The following is a 19,756-nucleotide window of genomic DNA, read 5'->3' as shown; positions in this document are numbered from 1 at the left end:
ATTAAAAATTAGGAGTCAATTATGATTGAAGTAAGAAAGTCTAACGCCAGAGGTCAAGTCAGTTTTGATTGGCTAGACAGCAAGCATTCATTTTCTTTCGGTTCATATTACGATCCCCAGCATATGGGCTTTTCAGTATTAAGAGTGATTAATGACGATACAATAAAGCCTAGCGCTGGCTTTGGCACCCATGGTCACAAAGATATGGAGATTATTACCTTTGTCACTCAAGGTACAATTGAACACAAGGACAGTATGGGTAATGTAAAACAATTACCCAAGGGAGAGTTCCAACTGATGTCTGCAGGCAAAGGGATTACTCATAGCGAATACAATGCTTCTGACTCTGAGCAATTAACCTTACTGCAAATTTGGATTGAACCTGAAAGCGTGGGGAGCCCCGATTATCAACAAAAAGACTTCGGTCAAACTCAAGGACTAACTGCCGTAATCACCCCTACAGGGGAAAATGGTACGTTGAAGATTAAGCAAAATGCCACAATTAGTCATTTATATTTAGCTGCTGGCACCGATCAGCCCTTAATAATTGACAATAAACGCAAAGTTTATATTCAAGTGGTGGAAGGTGAACTAAAGCTAAACGAGCATATATTGACGGCTGGAGATGGTATCAAATTGTCAGGCTTAACCGAGGCACAACTTAAAAATAATGCCCCGCAACCTTTAGAGGCCTTGGTATTTGATTTACCATAGAATTAGCAGAGTTATCTTGTTGCCGTTTTGTTTGTATGTTTTTTACTTTTACATTTCGTGCTTATGCATCAGGGTTACCCGAAGCCACAGATCCCACTGTGGACGAAGTTAATTAAGCAAGGAATACAAACCACTATGCGTAACGCTATCACCCTAGATGCCATTAGAGTACTCGACGCTATCCAGCAAAAAGGCAGTTTTGCTGCGGCAGCTGACGCACTGTTTAAGGTGCCTTCTGCCCTTACCTACACTATTCAAAAATTAGAAACAGAATTGGGAGTAGCACTGTTTGATCGCAGTGCTAAACGTGCAGTTCTTACTCCAGCAGGTAAATTAGTGTTGGAAGAAGGTAGAACGTTACTCAATGCCACTCATAGACTTGAAGAAAAGGTCCGTCAATTTGAGTCAGGCTGGGAGACATCGTTGACCATTGCCAAAGATACGGTTATTCCTGAGCAACAATTTTTTACCATCATAAGCAAATTCTGCCAACTCAACAAACAAGTAGAGATAAATATTATAGAAGAAGCACTTGGTGGTGGATGGGACGCATTACATACAAAACGAGCAGACATCGCCATCGGCTTAACCGGTGAATTGCCCAAAGGACAATTTGATGTACAACTTATGGGCTCAATTGAATTTGTTTTTGCGGTAGCTAAAGATCACCCGCTAGCAGACATTGTTGATGTCATAGATGGCCATCACATAAAACAATATCCAAGCATTGTAGTAGCCGACAGCTCCCGTACCCTACCTTCTCGTTCATCAGGTATATTTGATAGTAAACAAACAATTAGAGTGAACAATATGCAAAGTAAAATTCAAGCTCAAGTACAAGGTGTAGGCGTAGGATTTCTACCGTTACACCTTATCCATAAACAGCTCGAAGACGGCACACTGCTATCTAAAGCGTGTGCTATTCCCCGCCCACCTATTCCAGTATATTTTGCAACAATCAAAGGCCAACAAGGCAAAGCCCTAAAGTGGTTCTGCCAACAACTCAATCAAACATGGTTCTAGCGGGATAACTGATTGCAATTTTGTGGTTCAGAGTATCAGCGTTTATTACAAGGCATCGAACAGAAATACCGAAAACATATCATCTTCAGCCAACCATTCTTGTTGAATTGTCCAGCCAGCCATGCGCGCCAAATGGATGAACTCATCGGGGCGGTACTTGTAGGAGTTTTCAGTATGAATGGTTTCTCCTAAATGTAAGTCGATTGGCTTATTATTGATAACAACACTTTGCTCAACTTGGCTCACTAAATGCATCTCAATTCGACTAAAATGGGGATTGTAAAAAGCGTAATGTTCAAATTTTTGCAAATCAAAATTGGCGTTCGCAATATGATTGAGGTGAGATAAAATATTGAGATTAAATTTCGCGGTAATACCCGCTTGGTCATTGTAGGCTCGATGCAATACTTGTGCTGACTTTTTAGTATCAACTCCAATCAATAACTGGCTGTTGTCTCCCAAGGTTCGACGAATTCGCTGTAAAAACTGTAAGGCAAATTCTCGATTGAAATTTCCAATTGTCGATCCTGGGAAAAAACCCAACTTGGGTAAAGTATTATGTGATTGCAGAGCTAGGGGCTGGGTAAAGTCTGCAAATATCGGTGATACAGCGACTTCAGGGTAATCTCGCGCTAGCGCATCTGCGGCTTTTTGTAAGTGTGTTTGTGCAATATCTATAGGCACCACAGATTGAATCATGTTGATGCTTTTTAATAGAATACGAATTTTAGTTAGGCTACCCGCGCCAAATTCAACCAATTCTATAGGTTGTTTAACTAGTGCAGCCATATCCGCGGCAATCTTGGGTAACATGTTCATTTCTGTGCGATAGGGGTAGTATTCCGGCAAGTGGCAAATTTGATCAAACAAATCCGAACCAATCGCGTCATAGAAAAACTTCGATGAAATACTCTTTTGATCCGCTTTTAAATTAGCAGTAATTTCTGATATCAATTGTTGTTCGAACACACTTTCGATAGTTTGTATCGCTTGAGTTGCTGGTGGTATTGACATATTAACAATCCTTAGCCAAACGCAGACCCATAAATTGCCAGCGTTGATGAGGGTAAAAAAAGGTTCTATAGGTGGCGCGCATTTGCTCAATAGGCGTGACGCACGAGCCCCCACGCAGCACATATTGTCCGGACATAAACTTGCCGTTATACTCGCCCACTGCTCCCTCTGGTATTTGATAGCCAGGATAAGGAGTATACGGACTACGAGTCCATTCCCACACATCCCCATACAATTGCATATCGCCAGGTTTGTCAGAGATCTGTGGGGTGAATATGTGGTTTTCTGAAAAGTTACCGGCAATCGTTAAGTCACGAGCGAATAATTCCCACTCATATTCGCTGGGTAAACGACACCCTTTCCACTGTGCATAAGCGTCAGCCTCGTAGAAACTGATATGACAAACCGGTGCAGACATATCCAAAGGTTGCAAGCCATGTAAGGTAAATTGATACCAATCATGCCCTTGCTTACGCCAATAGAGTGGACTTTGCCAATCCTGTTTTTGAGCCCAAGCCCATCCATCGGATAACCATAGTGTTGGCTTGTTATAGCCGCCATCAAGAATAAACGCTAGCCAGTCCCCATTAGTGACTAAACCTTTAGCCATAGCAAAAGGGTTGACGTAAGCTTTGTGCCTTGGCCCTTCACAATCAAAATAAAAGCCCGATTGTTGTTTTACACCAAACTCCTGCAGCCCACTCTGGGTGAAAACTAAATTGATTCGAACCCGAATCAACTAATTCTTTGCCTTGCCCAGAAGCGGACTTTGCACTAAATACTGCAGGATATAAGGGATTTTGAGACAGGCAGTGTAAGATATCGGTCAACATCAACTCTTGATGCTGCATTTCGTGATGCATGCCAAGCTCAACTAGTGCCATTAATTCTAGGCGAGACTCGTTTGCCAATAATTCAGGTTTCTGCAATAAATCACATATGCCTTTGTTGATTTGCTCTCGATAGGCCAATACTTGTTCTAGCGAAGGGCGACTCAACATGCCCCTTTGTGAACGCGGATGACGCTGACCTTTTTGCTCGTAATATGAATTGAACAAATAATTAAATTGCGGTTGTGGCGACTGATAATTGTTAATGTAGCTTACTAGAATAAACTGTTCAAAAAACCAAGTAGTGTGAGCTAAATGCCATTTGGTGGGACTGGTATCTGGCATGGATTGCAGTTGCATATCTTCTGCAGAAAGTGTGTTAATTAACGCCAGACTGTAATGCCTGCGAGCGCAAAAGCGATCAACTATAGATGATTCAGTGGCCTCAAGTGACAGTCTGTCCTTAGGCTCGTAACCCGGCTCACGCCTAACGCTATTTCGAAGATCCAAATCAGTGGTTGGCGCTCGCGCTTTTAAAATTTCATTCATAATTATATAGATCTTTTTGTCACATGAATTCTCCCATTATTACCTGCTTAGATGAATATTTAATGAAACACTACGCCATAGCGTAAAATTATTCGCTTACGACTATGGACTCGCGCTAAAATAAGGGGACTTGTTCCCTCAGCGCCAGCCCCCAAGATACCTAGCATGAATAAGCTATATCAATGGGTAACCATCAATAGGCATCGAGAGTAATACGCTTTTTAACGACCGGTAATTTCCATAAAATATACACGGGCAAAGTACACAACATCAATACGGTCAGTTGCTCTGCCTCGTTAATCGGCAGCATTTGTAACAACCCTACTATAACTGCTGCACCACTCATTTGGATAAAACCTAGCAACGCTGATGCGGTACCTGCTTTATCGCCAAATGGGGCTAAAGCTTGTCCTGAGCATGCTCCCATTAACAGAGAGAAACCTAACGAACTTATCATCACTGGCAGCATAAAGCCCAATGGCTCATTTACCCCAAGTAGCGCTAACATTAACAATCCCGCCAGGATCAACATTAGCATCCCCGCGCCAATCGTCGCCCTTGCCCCCCATTTGGTTAAACATTTGGGGGCGATAACACAAGCCACAATATTTAACGCAGCATTAATACTAAACCAAAACACAAACTCTGCTTGGCTTAAACCAAGTCGAGCCATCAACCAAGCTGGCGAGCTACTCACATAAGCGAGAATAATAGCCATAGCTAACATAACGAGTAAGGCATGAAATATAAAGACTGGGTGTTTCAATATGGGAAAATAGCGAGCGACAGTTACTAGTTTCTTATGCTGAACAGTATCTTGAGGACGGCTCTCTTTTAGACTAAAGATAATAATAGCGCCGGCTACTGCAGCGTAAATTGCCATAAATTCAAAATTACTTCGCCAACCAAATTTTTCAGTTAACAGACTGCCTAACAACGGAGCCAATGCTGGAATACAACAAATCGCACTATTTAGATAACTATACATTGCACCACTTTGCAGCGCATTGTATTTATCCCGCACACAGGCAAAGGCAGCAACCACAATGGCGCAGGCTCCTAGACCTTGAGCTAGACGGCTTAGTAACAATAACTCCACATTCGTTGCCATGGCAGCGAGGATAGCAGCCACACCATAAATTAATATTCCGCCTATGGCCACTGGCCTTCTACCATAACGATCAGCTAGCGGACCACTTAAAATTTGTCCAAACCCCATACTTAAGATAAAAACGGTAATACTGGCTTGCATTTGTGTTAATGACACAGAAAATTCTTTTGCCATAACAGGTAATGCGGGTAAAAATATATCAATCGCCAAAGGGCTAAAAATCACCATTAAAATTAGTAATGGCAATAGGGTTTTACTTTGCATCGAGCTCTCCTGTGAATTAGCGATGCATGTTACGTTATTGCCAGTGATAGTTAAAATTTAATAACCACTACCAGAGGTATGTTGCTCATCAGGGAATAAAATTACGGCTAATTGTACAACTTTCGTACGAACAAGCCGCGCGTTGCCACAATTGGTTTAGCTAAATACGTGATACCGAATTACAAATACCGCGCAAACACAAAGTTTGCAAAACGTTCATACTAATATGAGTTCGCTAAGGTGAAACCCTTTAAGCAAAATTTATATGCCACTGGCGGTGTTACTGGTAGCTAAAATTGTGGTAGCGAACAAGCTATAACACCTTAACAATAGGTACCTCCCCCCCAAAAAAACCACGATAACTATCACCTAAATAAACTGCTACAAAATGTAACCCCAAATAGAATCATCTTGTATAGGAAATAGAAATAATGTTTAATATTAATAAGTTACCAAAGAGTGACAGATACCCTCAAGTCAAAGAAACTAGCAATGTATAGGTAAGTAAATGGTTCAATCATGGCTTAGGTATTTCATCGAAAAATTTGTCACTTATATCATGCTTTCTGATCTAGACGGCAATCAAAATGGCATAGAAAAATGGCGAATTAGTGCGCTACGTATAATGATAATCACAGGTTTTATCTCCTATTCTGGTATTGCGCTACATAGCAGTATCAGTGCCGCAGAAATTAACCTTTATTACATTATCCCACTTACTTTAGCGTTTTATATTGGCGCAGCATTACAACTATGGTTTTCAAGTAAGTATTACATTGCCTGCGCGTATAGCATGTTAGTCACAATTGTAGCCGCATCAGTTTCAATCAATTTAGTTGCACAAAGCCCTTTGTTAGCCTTGTTTGGGCCGGTATTTATTTTTTCATTACCCTTAGGTGCTTTTATTCTTTTAGGCCCAAGAGTGGGCTTTATTTGTATGGCAATCAACATCTTGCCTTTCGCCGCTTTGCTAACAGGGTTTCAGTTCAGTCAGTATTTTCCCCCTCACCCGCCCTTTGAATATGCAAACCTATACGTTATGAGCTTAATATTCATATTCTTCAATATATGCGCCCCCTTAGGTATCGCCCGTTCAAGTTTAGCGGCAAGACGTTTGAATAAGGAGTTAGTTGATAAAAACCAAAGTCTGCAAACTCAAAATGATTTTTATCGAGCTTTGTTTGTTGAAACGAATGTCGCCAAGTTCGTGATTGATCAGAATGATGTCATTATCGAAATAAACTTAGCGGCGAAAAAAGTTGCTGCATTACGATCCACTACAACATCACAGCAAGGTGTCTATATCTGATTTATTTGATGATTTTCCAGACAGTCCCGGTGAAATGATGGTGAATCGCAGTATCAATGGAAAAATGAAAGCCTTTAAGCTAGTTCGCAGTACCTTTTTCAACGACGAACATTTCATTTTAACCATCCATGATGTAACGGCAAAAGTCATGTTGCACAAAACCCTTGCCGCACAAACAGTGATTAATCGACAATATAAATACAATAAAGAAACGGGCTTGGCCAATCGGACCTGGTTAGAAGGTAAGCTCGATAACTTGCTCGACGCAAACAACACTGAATTGTGTGTTCTAGCCTTCAAAATAAACAATGCACAGTTTATCGCACAAAAATACAGTTTTAAAATATTACCACTTTTAATCAAAGCATTAGCAAAGTATTGGCAATTGAGGCGAGACGTCAAGAGTTACATAGCATCGATAGATAACACAAATCTAACTGTTGTTTGTCAGATATCTATCATGCAAGTGACAAACACCATCAGTTCGTTTATCAATCAACTGCCTAAAACTATCGAGATAGATGAACAGCATATCCCTATTGACCTTAAAGCAGGGATTTCTTTTCCTGATTCAGCCCAATGCCGAGCCGAGAAACTAATCAATAACGCTCTATACGCAGTAGATTCCACGCTCGCTAAAATTAACTTTTACGAAACCTCCAGCCAAAAGCAATTTATTGAACATCAAGAAATAAATATTCTACTGGAAGAGGCCATTTTGGCAGACGAACTACAAGTGGTTTATCAACCTAAAGTCAAAGCAGACGGCAGCTTGATTGGATTAGAGGCACTACTACGTTGGCATTCTCCAGTAATAGGTTTTGTATCACCTGCGATTTTTATACCCATAGCAGAAAATTCTGGCTTAGTGCCAAAAATTACGCAGTGGCTAATAACCAATATTTGCCAGCAAATTCTACTATGGCAAAAACTAGATATTGATTTGGTACCTATCGCGCTAAATATTTCAGCAATTGATCTTGATCAAGATTCCTTTCAACAACACCTTGTGCAGTCGTTATTACAAAGAAAGCTTAATCCCAAGTTGCTAGAACTAGAACTCACTGAGTCGGCAATTAGTAGTGATACAGGAAAGGCGCTAAGTACCACCTCAACCCTAACGAATTGGGGCTTTACTATTTGTTTAGATGACTTTGGCAAAGGCTATTCAGGTTTAGCAAAGTTGATATCTTATCCAGTAAAAAGCGTCAAGATTGATAGACAATTTATTAGCGATATTCATCTTGACGAACGAAAATCAAAAGTTGTCGAAGCAATGATTGCGATGTGTAAAGTCTTGAATATTGACGTGCTAGCTGAAGGCACCGAGAGTTTAGACGAAGTTGATAAATTGCTAAAACTAGGTTGTGCTAATTTTCAAGGATACGTATTTGCAAAACCTCTAGCTAGCGAGAAAATCGAGCTTATCCTTAAATCAAAAAATGTTTTTGATAATCGTCATGCTGCACCGGAATACAATGCTATTGGGCCATTTAAGGGTCACAGTTAACACACATTTCACTCGGTAATGGGACGTTCGCCAAAGACATAAAACAGTAGTTAACCTGAGTTCTGGATAATAAATATCGTCTAAGCTGAACAATATCCATATAACTGAATGATTTGATATGCTTTGTCTGAATAACCTTAGCTTATCTAGGGTTCAGGTTACTTAGATATAACGACTTTGTTAGCGAGGGTATTGCCTTTTATGTGAGTAATTGATTTATTTGTTGCGCCGCTTTTTCGGGTTGTTCTAAGGGGAACAAATGATAACCATCAAAACATAGTAAATTGAAATGGGGGTGTTTTTTCTGCCACCATTTAGCATCCGAAGGACCAAACACATTGCTATGCTTAGCATAGATAATCGTACCTTTCACCTTAGATAAGTCTTTGGGTAGTCGAGTCACAGCATGGCGAAAGATATCCGCTTCCACTTGTCGAGAAAATGTCAGCTCAACATTGTCACCAGCAGGTTTCAATCCATGATTGATGTAACTTTGATAACTATGTTTATGAAAGTGCTTAAATAACAATTTTTGCTGGTAATAACTAAATGCCTGTTGCTGGTCGGTAAATTGGTAGCGTCGTCTTCTGGTCTTTTTAGCAGGGCTAAACCTTTCCCATAATCCTAGCATTTGGCTGAGTTTAATGATAAATCGTTTGTGGCTTCCAAGCGCAACAGGGTCAATTAAAATCACTTCTTCAAACAACTCGGGCCGCTCGGCAGCGGCTAACAAGGTAGCGGACGCCCCAGCTGAATGGCCCATACCAATTACTGGCTGAGCGTTGTTCTGAACAATGTAGTCAATCAATTCGTCTCGTAAAAACGTTAAGTTTTGTTTGCCTGAATAGCCGGCATGTCCCATGGTGTTAATAAAATCTACTTCTACATTCTCCAATAAGCTAAAAAAGTACTCGTAACAGCGAGCGGGAAATCCGTTAGCATGTGCAAATTGTATTTTTTTCATATTTTATTTCCAGCTCTGCCACGTAGTGTCGACGTCACACAGGCGATTGCAACAAAAGTAAGTGACATTAATAATGCTATTTCAAAGGTATGCACAAGGGCTGGGGGTTGCTCAGCGGTAAACTGGGCATCCCCCAAATAATAGTGCACCATTAGATTGACTAAGCTCATACCGAACAAATTACCTATGGTGCGGGACAAGTTTAACGTAGCCGATGCTACTCCCACTTCATGTTGTTGCACCGCTCCCATAATCGCATTGTTGTTGGGCGTAGAAAACAAACCAAACCCAAATCCAATCAACAACAACGATGTCACAATATAACCCATACTCGTTTGAATACTTATTTGGCTAAGTACTAGTAACCCACAGGCAACAATGACGCAGCCTAAAGTAGCAATTAACCTAGCTTGTACTTTGTCGGCCAATTTACCCGCTATAGGCGCCATAATGGCCATAGATAAAGCTTGCACTAAAATAACCTGCCCAGCATGTAATGGACTCAATCCTTTAACGTATTGCAAATACAGACTCATCAAAAACACCAACGGAAAATTACTGGCGTACATCAATAAAGAGGTACACAGTGACAAAGAAAAAACCCGATTATCACGAAACATTTGAACCCGAATTAACGGCCGTCGACTGCGACTTTGATGAAGCACAAACAAGCTCAAACTGCCAGCCGATAATGCCAACATCACCACTCCAAGCAAAGTAGGGAGCACACTTAAACCATAAACTAACGAGCTTGCAAACAAAGCAAAGATGCCCGTCCCCCACCAGTCAAATCTAGTCTTATGTTGATTTTTCCATTCGCCGGTTAAACGCAGTGCTATCAACGTCAGTAGTGCGACCACTAATGGCACCTGAAACAAAAATACCGCTCGCCACCCCCATAATTCCGTTAACCAACCTCCCACTGCGGGAGCAATAGTCAGTCCAACATAAATACAAGCCGAGGCAATACCCAAAGCTGCTCCTCGTTTGGCAGCAGGTGTCACTGAGGTAATAATGGCAATGCCGGTAGCAAAAATCATTGATGAAGCCCCGCCCTGCACGAACCGCCAAAACAGTACCCATTCAATGCTGTCACCTAAAGCACACATAAATGATGCAAAGGCATTTAGTGCTAAGCCACTGGCGTACACGCTCTTGCGTCCATAATTATCGGCTAACTTACCAGCCGGTAACATAAACACGACACTGCTTAGAATAAACAGCGTAGGCAACCAAGACACCATTTTAGCGTTAGCGTGTAAGTCTGCAGCAAGGTCTGGAATCGCAACATTCACCGACGCCATACCTAACGGTCCAATGATAGAGCCCAAACAAACAATGATCAGCGCAAACTTAGCAATGACATTTTTTTCGTTCGGGCTGATTCCCGATGGGTGCTCTTCAGTGGTAGATTTATCAACAGCAGATTTAGGCAAAACAAAGCGTACTTTTGTATAACAAGTTAGAAGCAGATCATATAGAAGCAACGCAATTTGTATACAACAATTCTGGGGTAAATTGTTTCATATTTTGTATGCTAACCACTGTTGTTAGCACAAGTAAATGATAAACTCTCGACGAAAATTTGCTACGCAATGTCGTCACCCTGCAACTTGCACGCCCACCATTGCCATCAACCTAACATTTGAAAAGGAAGCTATATTGTCATCCAACCGAACTGCAGTCGGTATTTTACTGGCCATTGCCGCCTACACTATGTGGGGGGTTGCCCCTATTTACTTCAAATTATTGCATGGGGTGCCAGCCGCTGAAATTCTTATGCATAGGGTCATCTGGTCGGTGATCGTGCTATTTGGCTTGATTCTGTTAACAAAGCAAAGCTCACATGTAATGCGCGCCTTGCAAGATACAAACATTTTGAAAATATTATCAGTAACAGGTTTTCTGTTAGCCGCGAACTGGTACGTATTTATATGGGCAATTAACAACGACCACTTATTAGACGCAAGCCTTGGCTATTACATCAACCCATTACTCAATGTATTTTTAGGCCGCGCATTCTTAGGAGAAACGTTAAGAAAAATGCAAAAGCTGGCCGTGATATTGGCCCTAATTGGCGTAGGTATGTTGGTAATTTCGTATGGACATATTCCATGGGTGTCCTTATTATTGGCCTCTACTTTTGGTGTGTATGGTCTCATTCGCAAAAAAGTTCCGGTCGGCTCATTTCCCGGTTTATTTATCGAAAGTCTACTAATGCTGCCTGTCGCGGTGTACTACTGGCTTGTGTTTGCAGGAGATACTAGCAACTTACTGAGCAACTCAATGTCTCTCAATATTCTGCTGATCTGCGCAGGGATCATCACAACCGCTCCTCTGTTATGCTTTACCTCTGCGGCAAAACGAATTCAATATTCTACCCTAGGATTCTTCCAATACATTGGCCCGTCGATTATGTTTGTACTTGCGGTGTTAGTATTCAACGAGCCACTTCAACAAGAAAAGGTCATACTCTTCGCTTTTGTGTGGGCAGCTTTGGCTATTTTTTCGTGGGACTCATGGCGTCATTACCGCCGAATGAAAGGAGCCAATTAGCAGTTGCCAAGACGCCGAGTTAGACACCGGTAAGAATGCATTTCAACCAATCACCAAGAGGGCGTTGCAGGCAGGCCTTGGTAAAAGGTACCAAGTAAAAAGGTTAGTCGTACTCGGCCTGCGCTGCCTTCTCTGCTTTACGTTTTAGCGCTTTGCGCTTATTCTCAGCTTGTTCGAAAGCGGCAAAAGCCTCTTTTCTTGAACTAAACTTGTAAATACTTTTTATTGGACAAGACTCTTCAGAAGTGATGATTTGGCTACTATTGCCACTGCAAAATTCTGAAAATTGACTTTCAAAACCAACCGAAAAACTAGCGTGTAGTGAGTGACATTGATAGAGAGTGGTCGCGATGTAGTAGTGATTTTTGCCGCCATTAATACTGATAACCTTGTCGTCTAACATTCCAAAACCACGAATATCACGTTGACGAATACATGCTCTGCCACTTTGTTTGGTTTGGGCTAAGAGCAATTCATCATAACTAGGCATTTGCATATTCAACGTAGAACAGCCAAAGCCTGTCAAACCAACTGACGAAACCAAACATAAAATGACCTTATTCATCAACACCCCATCGGTTTTACGCCCTCATGAAATACCTTAGGGCTTTGCTAAAAAGTTGTCTAAAACAGTCAGTGGCGTTGTAGAGTCTATCATTTCGTTTGACAGTGTTTGCGCGGCCGTGACCATAGCAGGTGTTAAGCCTCTGATCAGCGAAATGTTTCGTTTAGCGACATTCTCTGCTGAGCTATCTAACGAAGTAGACATGATCAGTAACGCTAACGCAGCTTGTTTATTTTCAGCAACCCCATCACCTCTTAGGTACAACATACCCAAATTGCCTGTGGCTAAGCCATCACCTTGCAGTACGGCTTTTCGATACCATGCGTTAGCTTGCGCAAAATCCACTTCTGTACCTTTACCATTTTCATAAAAAACCCCAACATTGTACTGCGCAAACATGTTGCCTAGTGTTGCAGATTTTTTATACCAGACTAATGCCTTTTCATCATTTTTCTGGGTACCCAAACCTTGCTCATGCATTAAGCCCAAATTAAACTGTGCATTAGGATCTCCGTCTTCAGCCGCAGAACTAAATTCTTCAAAGGCTAATGGAATATCATTTGCAGCATAAGCCACTAGGCCTTTCTCAAAATCTGCATTGGCTGAAGAACTAATACAAACTAAGATCAACGCGGTAATAAACTTTTTTCTCATGCTTTGGTATTCCTATGCTTATATTGCTAAGCGTAAAATGAAAATTCCAACGGATTATATACCCAAAATCAATGGAATTACACGATAGTAGAAAAAGCATCCAGCGCCATGCTCAGCTTTCATGATCCGGTTACACAACGGTGTACTGATAACAATTACGTCCCTCCAAACTAAACATTTCCCCTTTAAGCAAGTCTTTAGGCAACGCATAACCAGCTATAACTAACCTGAGTTAAATGTTACTCGCTTACGAAATTTTTCGTGTATAGCTAGGCGGATTGTTGTAAGTAATAACCTGTTATCGCTAAACAATCCATCGCCGCTTGATACAAAAAGTGCGTTATCAAGACGTTCGGTTTATCCAGGATCCAGGTTAACTATTCAATATCTTTAAAGGTAACGACAAGGCGTCATTATCGGTTTGCCCTACCAACCATATAATGGCGCTTAAGCCACCAATAGTTAGCACATACCAAATAATGGATACAATTTGTGCATAAGGATTAAGGGGCAGTAAATCACTTAAGTGCCTTCGCTTGTATTCAAAGAAAATTTCCACGCTACCTATAGCGAGCAAAAAACCTAACAAGGCTAAACCAAACTGATAACTAATAAACACACCTAGAGCGGCGCCCAACGCACAAGCAATGAGCCCCACCCGAGAATTAATAGAGAAAGCGATACTTTTTAGTACATGGCCACCATCTAGGGGTAATACCGGTAACATATTAAATAAATTCAACAAGGCGTTGAAAACCGCTAAACCAGCCAGTATTTCTAAATTGGTAAGCCAGTATCCCACTAAACAAGCTACCGATAGTATCAAGCCAAAAAACGGTCCCATAATGGAAATAACAATATCTTGCCAACGTGTGTTAATTTTCTCATCACTAAGCGCTAACCCACCCACAAAGGGGATAAGGTATATGCCTTTGGTTTTTAAACCAAAGTACTTCATTGCTTTAATATGCCCATATTCGTGAAACACCAAACAGAGGATTAACGCTATAGCGAACTCAATCGAAAACAACCAGCTATACGCAGCCAAACTACCTGCAGCAAACAACACTTTAATGACCTTGGCACTTTTGAACAGCTTTACCGCAAGTCCAGCCATCCCAATCAAACTAAATTTAATCGGTTGCTGTTGGTTTTGTTCTACTTGCCTTTGCTCAATGTCTTTTTCAACAAGCTTGTTTTCATCAACCAAGTCATTATTTACTAACAGCTTATATTGCAGTTCAAAAGGCTGCCACCGCAACACACCAGTTAACGTCACTGCAACTTCGCCCTGTTCACTTTGCAATAAAAATTGATGGGTAAAACTGCCACTGCCATCACTATTATTAACACTGGCTGTGGCATCAATCTGTGACACACACTGCTCGCCCCAAATAAGCTGCTGCCACCCCGCCATCGAACCTTCTAACTTAAGCGTTTTACCTAAACACTCTACTTCTAATAACTGCACTGTAAAAACTCACTTAACATCAAGCTAAAAACCTAGGGCGATTATCACTACATTTTTCAATGGAACAAGGGGTATCGAAAATAAATTTTGAATTTGTCTAAGGATTAATACTTGAATAGTATTTAACAGCTTTAGCTGGTCTGCGAAGCAGATGAACAACATGGATGTTGTGAACACCTGAGCCATGCGCGCAGCGTCGGTTTAAGTACGGCCAGTTGCCTCGTATTAAATACAATATTTGGTACGAATAGATCTTCAAGACTTGAATGTATAAATGGTGCCCGGGGCCGGAAAATATTGTCTGGAACAATATTTGACAGCTTTAGCTGGTCTGCGAAGCAGATGAACAACATGGATGTTGTGAACACCTGAACCATGCGCGCAACGTCGGTTTAAGTACGGTCAGTTGCCTCGTATTAAATACAATATTTGGTACGAATAGATCTTCAAGACTTGAATGTATAAATGGTGCCCGGGGCCGGAAAATATTGTCTGGAACAATATTTGACAGCTTTAGCTGGTCTGCGAAGCTGATGAACAACATGGATGTTGTGAACACCTGAACCATGCGCGCAGCGTCGGTTTAAGTACGGCCAGTTGCCTCGTATTAAATACAATATTTGGTACGAATAGATCTTCAAGACTTGAATGTATAAATGGTGCCCGGGGCCGGACTTGAACCGGCACGTCCTTACGAACGAGGGATTTTAAATCCCTTGTGTCTACCAATTTCACCACCCGGGCATCGGGGGGATACTTGCTGCAACAGCCAAGCTGGTATTGCTAAAGCGTTTATGGAGGCGGAACCCGGAGTCGAACCGAGATCCACGGATTTGCAATCCGCTGCATAGCCATTCTGCCATTCCGCCTTCGCTTTATTTATAAAACAAAATTGCTTTGAATTACAAAATTTGGAGCGGGAAACGAGATTCGAACTCGCGACCCCAACCTTGGCAAGGTTGTGCTCTACCACTGAGCTATTCCCGCTTCTTACTAAGTTTTCTTGTTGATATAGACTAACGTTATTTGCGTTTCGTCTTGCTCTCCTCAAACTGTGGGGGCATTCTACATCCAGAATCAGAAGAGTCAACAACAAAAAGTATCTTTTTTAACTGACTGGCTGAATTTTAAACCGAAAGCGCTAAAAACAGACAATTTGATTTTTTTGTGAGCAATATATTAGGCCTTCTTTTGATCTTTCCATGCGGCTAATGTGTACTCGACCATTGACCAAAAGGACAAAATAGCTGAAAAATATAATAATCCATAACCTAACGACACCCAATAAATGGGAACTCCCATAAAATATTCGAGTTCTGACAATAAACCAATCAATGCCAACATTTGCGCCATGGTTTTTGCTTTGCCAGTGAAATTTACTTTCACTAAATTTTGTTTGCCTTGTTGCCCCATCCATTCTCGAAGTGCAGAAATATAAATTTCTCTAAACATTAATAGCACCGCAGGGATGGTAATCCATAGGCTTGCATAGTTATGGGTAATTAATAACAAGGCGGCAGCAACTATGAGTTTATCGGCCACTGGATCAAGAAAAGCACCGAAGGCTGTTGTTTGATTAAGTTTTCTAGCCAGATAGCCGTCAAACCAGTCTGTCACAGCTGCGAACCAAAAGATAAAGGCGGCGGCCTAGTGTGCCCATTTCCATTCTAAAAAATACACAACAACAAACACTGGGATCAGCAATACTCTGACCATGGTAATAATATTAGGGATTGTCCACATCTACACGTCTCAGTATTTTTCTATTATATTTTTAAAGATAACTTTTCACTATTAACCCACAAGCTTGGCATTTTTCAAAGCTCAATTGTGAATATGTTCATAAATTGTTTCGGCTAGATCAGTACTGATGCCTTAGCACTTTAGCGATTTCATCTTTGCTGGCCTGCAATACACCATGTAAACCTCCCATATATTTTAGTAGGCTTTGACGTCGTTTGGCGCCAACTCCCGGAATAGATTGTAACTTAGAGGTATTTTTTTCTTTTTGCCGCCTTTGTCTATGCCCCGTTATGGCAAACCTGTGGGACTCATCTCGAATATGCTGAATTAAATGCAATGCCCCGTTGTCTGATTGCATAGGGATGGTGGCGCGACTACCTGCTAAAATTAGGGTTTCGAGCCCCGCTTTTCTGCTACTACCTTTTGCTACGCCAATTAACAACGGTTTTTTAGGGTGTTTCCAATTGGCAAAATACTCTTCTGCTTGGGTTAATTGCCCCTTTCCTCCATCAATAAATAAAATATCCGGAATTTTTGTTTGATCCTTTACGTCTTTATATCGTCTGGCTAATGCTTGTGCCATGGCGGCATAATCATCACCCGGTGTAATACCTTCAATATTGAATTTACGATAATCGGTTTTGTAAGGCCCTTCCCTATTAAATACCACGCAAGAAGCTACCGTCTGTTGACCCGACGTATGGCTGATGTCAAAACATTCCATTCGTTGTATTGGCTGTTCACATTGCAGAATTTTTTCCAGTTCAATGTAACGAGCAAACACTGATTTCTGATGGTTTTGTTTGGCCTCTAAGGCCGTATTTGCGTTGGTATTTGCAAGATCTAGGTACCTGCGTTTTTCATCTCTTACCCCTTTGAAAAACTGTATTTTTCGTCCAGCTTCTGCGCTAAGTAGAGCTTCAATAGAGTCTTGTTCATCTATCGTACAAGGGATCACCACCTGTTGGGGGATCACTTTATTGCCAGCCAAATAGAACTGCAAAATAAAGGATTGAAACACTTCTTCGGCACTAGAATCGTTAGGGACTTTTGGATAAAAACTCTTGCTACCCAGTAATTTGTTATCGCGAATAAACAAGCCTTGAATACAAGCAATACCATTTCGATAGGCAAAACCAAAGACATCCATTTCTTGCTGATTACCACTGACCCAAGTTTGTTCTTGTACTTTATTCAATGCACCAATTTGGTCACGATAGCGTGCCGCCGCTTCAAACTTTAGTTCGGTACTGGCTTGTTCCATTTTACTGATCAATGAATCAATGACTTGTTTATTCTTGCCCTTTAAAAATAATCTGGCTAATTCAACTTGCTGGTTGTATTCCTCGTCGCTTACTAAACCTTTAACACATGGAGCTGAACAACGTTGTAACTGATATTGCAAGCAGGGTCTTGTGCGTGCTCGATAGTAACTATCTTCGCATTGTCGAATAGGAAATAGCTTTTGCATAGTATTCAAACTTTCACGCACTGCCCACGCACTAGGGTAAGGACCAAAGTACTCACCTTTGAATTTCTTTGGTCCTCGATGGTTACTCAATCTAGGATGGGCATGTTCAGACAAAAATATAAAAGGGTAGCCTTTGTCGTCTCTAAGCAATACGTTGTATCTAGGCTTATATTTTTTTATAAAATTATTTTCGAGAATAAAAGCTTCGGTCTCACTGTGGACGACCGTTACGTCCATATCCGCTATTTGCTTGACTAGGGTGCGTGTTTTAGCGCTGTCGACTTTTTCGCGGAAGTAGCTAGAAACCCGCTTTTTCAAGTTTTTGGCTTTGCCCACATATATAACATCTTTGTTTTGGCTGTACATTCGGTACACATCAGGTTGACTAGTTAGATGTTTTAAAAACGCATGGTGGTCAAAAGGTTCAGAGGTACTCATAATCCCACACGTTATTACAGCTGTTCTGATTGAATCAATTTATGTCGTAAAGCTAAATGAGTTAGTTCGACATCGGTGCTCACATTGAGTTTTTCAAACATCCGATATCGATAAGTATTCACAGTTTTTGCACTAATATTTAGGCTAACTGCAATGTCGGGCACCTTAGCTCCTTTGGTCAACATCATGGTGATTTCCAACTCTCGATCTGACAAGCTCTCAAATGGATTACCGTCTTGTAAGTTAAGTTGGCCTAAGGCAATTTGCTGGGCAATGTCTGGTGACACATATTTTTGACCCGAGCCAACCTTATAAATAGCTTTGATCATTTCTTGCGGGTCAGAGTCTTTGGTTAAGTAACCAAAAGCGCCCATTTGCATTACTTTGGCGGGAATAGGGTTTTCTTTATGCACCGAGAGCACAATGACCCGTGTATCTTCAGAAAATCGTAAGATTTGTTTAGTGGCTTCTATGCCTCCCATTCCCGGCATACTCATATCCATTAGTACTAGGTCTGGTGCGTTATTTCGACAAAATTTAACGGCGTCTTCACCATTAATTGCCTCTCCTACTACATCAAAATCTGCTACGTCTTCAAGTATTCGTCTTATGCCTGTACGAACCAACTCGTGATCATCTACTAAAAGTAGTTTTATCAAAATACAGCCTTTTAATTGTTATTCTAGTTAAGCAAACAGTACGGGAGCGATGCCCGATATTTAACGGTAAAAATGTTGGCTAAGCCTATTCCACCCTTGGATAGTATCAGCTAATCCTTGCCCTATGTTATATGCATAACAGCGCTTAACATTACAACTAATTACCCAGCGGTCCTTACAGTTTTCGATCCGTTTAGGTTTATTAGGTTCACCACCACAGCGGCAACCAATGGGTGTAAATACAACTTGAGTTTTTTTAGCTCTCTCACTATTTTTTCGTTTTAGCAGTTTCATAGATGAATTTTTGCACTAACGTCTATAATAGGGTCAGCATAAATCATTAATTTAAAAAGCCAAAGCAAAACACTGCCAAATGTATAAATTTTGAACATAAATTGGCATAAAAAAGCAAATCCATAACGAATTAATAGAATTCAATTATGCCTCAAGTCAATTTTTACATTCTAGGCACAGCCGCATCAGGCAAAATAGCAATGAAAAATGTTTAATAAGGTGACAATTAATGCACTTGACCACAAAAGAAAAATTACAAGCAACCAACAGGGCCATGATTACCCACTGAGTGATTGATACCAAGTTTATAATTGAGAAATAACATTCACGTTTAAAGTAAAAAGCTCGCTACCTTGCTGTAAAATGTCAAAATTTTATGACAACTTTAAGTTGTAGATTATCTACCCAATAGACTGGTTATATACCCTACTTCCATTTTACATACCGCATTGATAGAAGATCCACAAAGAAACATTAATTTAAGCCCCGAAAAAGGTCGTTTAACCGCGAATATTTTTCTCTCGGCCACAATAAAAAAATAGGCGTTATGGGGATAACATAGACAAGCAATGCGCTTGTGGATTGTCTATTTTAGAATGTAAAAAAGTGACTTATTG

15 protein-coding genes, 3 tRNA genes and 3 pseudogenes are annotated in these 19,756 nt (G+C 40.9%); 6 read left to right on the top strand and 15 right to left on the bottom strand.

From position 1 onward, the window contains the following. Positions 1 to 21 precede the first annotated feature (21 nt). The gene (locus RS130_RS14995; RefSeq protein ID WP_316026592.1) at positions 22 to 714 is read left to right on the top strand and encodes a pirin family protein; all 693 of its coding nucleotides are present in this window, start codon (positions 22 to 24) and stop codon (positions 712 to 714) included. Positions 715 to 849: 135 nt separating this feature from the next. Beyond that, on the top strand, positions 850 to 1,737 hold the full coding sequence (locus tag RS130_RS14990) for a LysR family transcriptional regulator (protein ID WP_316026591.1): 888 nt from the start codon (positions 850 to 852) through the stop codon (positions 1,735 to 1,737). A gap of 45 nt (positions 1,738 to 1,782) precedes the next feature. Here RS130_RS14990 and egtD read toward each other — a convergent pair whose 3' ends face one another. The 4 genes from egtD to RS130_RS14970 form a co-directional block, all read right to left on the bottom strand. After that, the gene (gene egtD, locus RS130_RS14985) at positions 1,783 to 2,751 is read right to left on the bottom strand and encodes an L-histidine N(alpha)-methyltransferase (RefSeq protein WP_316026590.1); all 969 of its coding nucleotides are present in this window, start codon (positions 2,749 to 2,751) and stop codon (positions 1,783 to 1,785) included. A gap of 1 nt (position 2,752) precedes the next feature. Next, positions 2,753 to 3,490: an SUMF1/EgtB/PvdO family nonheme iron enzyme gene (locus tag RS130_RS14980; RefSeq protein WP_316026589.1), complete on the bottom strand. Its 738-nt coding sequence runs from the start codon at positions 3,488 to 3,490 to the stop codon at positions 2,753 to 2,755. Beyond that, the gene (locus tag RS130_RS14975; RefSeq protein WP_316026588.1) at positions 3,405 to 4,130 is read right to left on the bottom strand and encodes a DinB family protein; all 726 of its coding nucleotides are present in this window, start codon (positions 4,128 to 4,130) and stop codon (positions 3,405 to 3,407) included. Before RS130_RS14975 ends, RS130_RS14980 begins: the two co-directional genes overlap by 86 nt. Before the next feature lie 193 nt (positions 4,131 to 4,323). After that, positions 4,324 to 5,505, bottom strand: a complete 1,182-nt coding sequence (locus RS130_RS14970; RefSeq protein WP_316026587.1) for a multidrug effflux MFS transporter — start codon at positions 5,503 to 5,505, stop codon at positions 4,324 to 4,326. A 508-nt stretch (positions 5,506 to 6,013) separates the two neighbouring features. On the opposite strand from RS130_RS14970, the gene RS130_RS14965 reads away from it, so the two are divergent. After that, complete coding sequence (locus RS130_RS14965) at positions 6,014 to 6,814, top strand: hypothetical protein (RefSeq protein WP_316026586.1); 801 nt, start codon at positions 6,014 to 6,016, stop codon at positions 6,812 to 6,814. Then, positions 6,765 to 8,324, top strand: coding sequence for an EAL domain-containing protein (locus RS130_RS14960; protein ID WP_316026585.1), 1,560 nt, complete (start codon positions 6,765 to 6,767; stop codon positions 8,322 to 8,324). The genes RS130_RS14965 and RS130_RS14960 overlap by 50 nt, the downstream gene beginning before the upstream one ends. A 199-nt stretch (positions 8,325 to 8,523) precedes the next feature. Here RS130_RS14960 and RS130_RS14955 read toward each other — a convergent pair whose 3' ends face one another. Then, on the bottom strand, positions 8,524 to 9,288 hold the full coding sequence (locus RS130_RS14955; protein WP_316026584.1) for an alpha/beta fold hydrolase: 765 nt from the start codon (positions 9,286 to 9,288) through the stop codon (positions 8,524 to 8,526). Continuing rightward, a complete protein-coding gene (locus RS130_RS14950) occupies positions 9,285 to 10,673 on the bottom strand; it encodes an MFS transporter (protein ID WP_487369328.1) in 1,389 nt (462 codons plus the stop codon). Before RS130_RS14950 ends, RS130_RS14955 begins: the two co-directional genes overlap by 4 nt. Before the next feature lie 277 nt (positions 10,674 to 10,950). Between RS130_RS14950 and rarD the strand changes: the two genes are divergently transcribed. Beyond that, positions 10,951 to 11,844 carry an EamA family transporter RarD gene (rarD, locus tag RS130_RS14945; RefSeq protein WP_316026583.1) on the top strand — a complete coding sequence of 298 codons (894 nt, stop codon included), beginning with the start codon at positions 10,951 to 10,953 and terminating at the stop codon, positions 11,842 to 11,844. A 103-nt stretch (positions 11,845 to 11,947) separates the two neighbouring features. On the opposite strand, the gene RS130_RS14940 is transcribed toward rarD, so the two are convergent. The 9 genes and pseudogenes from RS130_RS14940 to uvrY form a co-directional block, all read right to left on the bottom strand. Then, positions 11,948 to 12,409 carry a DUF6491 family protein gene (locus RS130_RS14940; RefSeq protein ID WP_316026582.1) on the bottom strand — a complete coding sequence of 154 codons (462 nt, stop codon included), beginning with the start codon at positions 12,407 to 12,409 and terminating at the stop codon, positions 11,948 to 11,950. A 36-nt stretch (positions 12,410 to 12,445) separates the two neighbouring features. Beyond that, a complete protein-coding gene (locus RS130_RS14935) occupies positions 12,446 to 13,063 on the bottom strand; it encodes a tetratricopeptide repeat protein (RefSeq protein ID WP_316026581.1) in 618 nt (205 codons plus the stop codon). Between the two features lie 373 nt (positions 13,064 to 13,436). Beyond that, entirely contained in the window at positions 13,437 to 14,534 is a 1,098-nt protein-coding gene (locus tag RS130_RS14930) for a metalloprotease (protein ID WP_316026580.1), read from the bottom strand. Positions 14,535 to 15,191: 657 nt separating this feature from the next. After that, positions 15,192 to 15,278: transfer RNA gene (locus RS130_RS14925), tRNA-Leu, on the bottom strand. 51 nt (positions 15,279 to 15,329) lie between these two features. Further along, positions 15,330 to 15,403 (bottom strand) — tRNA-Cys (locus RS130_RS14920). A 43-nt stretch (positions 15,404 to 15,446) separates the two neighbouring features. Next, positions 15,447 to 15,521 (bottom strand) — tRNA-Gly (locus tag RS130_RS14915). A gap of 192 nt (positions 15,522 to 15,713) precedes the next feature. Next, positions 15,714 to 16,277, bottom strand: a pseudogene (gene pgsA, locus RS130_RS14910) (CDP-diacylglycerol--glycerol-3-phosphate 3-phosphatidyltransferase). 81 nt (positions 16,278 to 16,358) lie between these two features. Next, positions 16,359 to 18,186 (bottom strand): annotated as a pseudogene (gene uvrC, locus RS130_RS14905) (excinuclease ABC subunit UvrC). A gap of 14 nt (positions 18,187 to 18,200) precedes the next feature. Further along, positions 18,201 to 18,845 (bottom strand): UvrY/SirA/GacA family response regulator transcription factor, encoded by a 645-nt coding sequence (gene uvrY / locus RS130_RS14900; protein WP_316026579.1) that lies wholly within the window; start codon positions 18,843 to 18,845, stop codon positions 18,201 to 18,203. Between the two features lie 698 nt (positions 18,846 to 19,543). Here uvrY and RS130_RS14895 point away from each other — a divergent pair. Beyond that, positions 19,544 to 19,681 (top strand): annotated as a pseudogene (locus RS130_RS14895) (DUF6445 family protein); the annotation flags it as partial. Positions 19,682 to 19,756 lie beyond the last annotated feature (75 nt).

Origin of the sequence: Paraglaciecola aquimarina (assembly GCF_032464635.1) — a bacterium.
In the GTDB taxonomy this organism is placed as follows: Bacteria; Pseudomonadota; Gammaproteobacteria; order Enterobacterales; family Alteromonadaceae; genus Paraglaciecola; species Paraglaciecola aquimarina.
The sequence above is the reverse complement of the archived record's forward strand: the minus strand, read 5'-3'. Positions and strand labels throughout refer to the sequence as shown.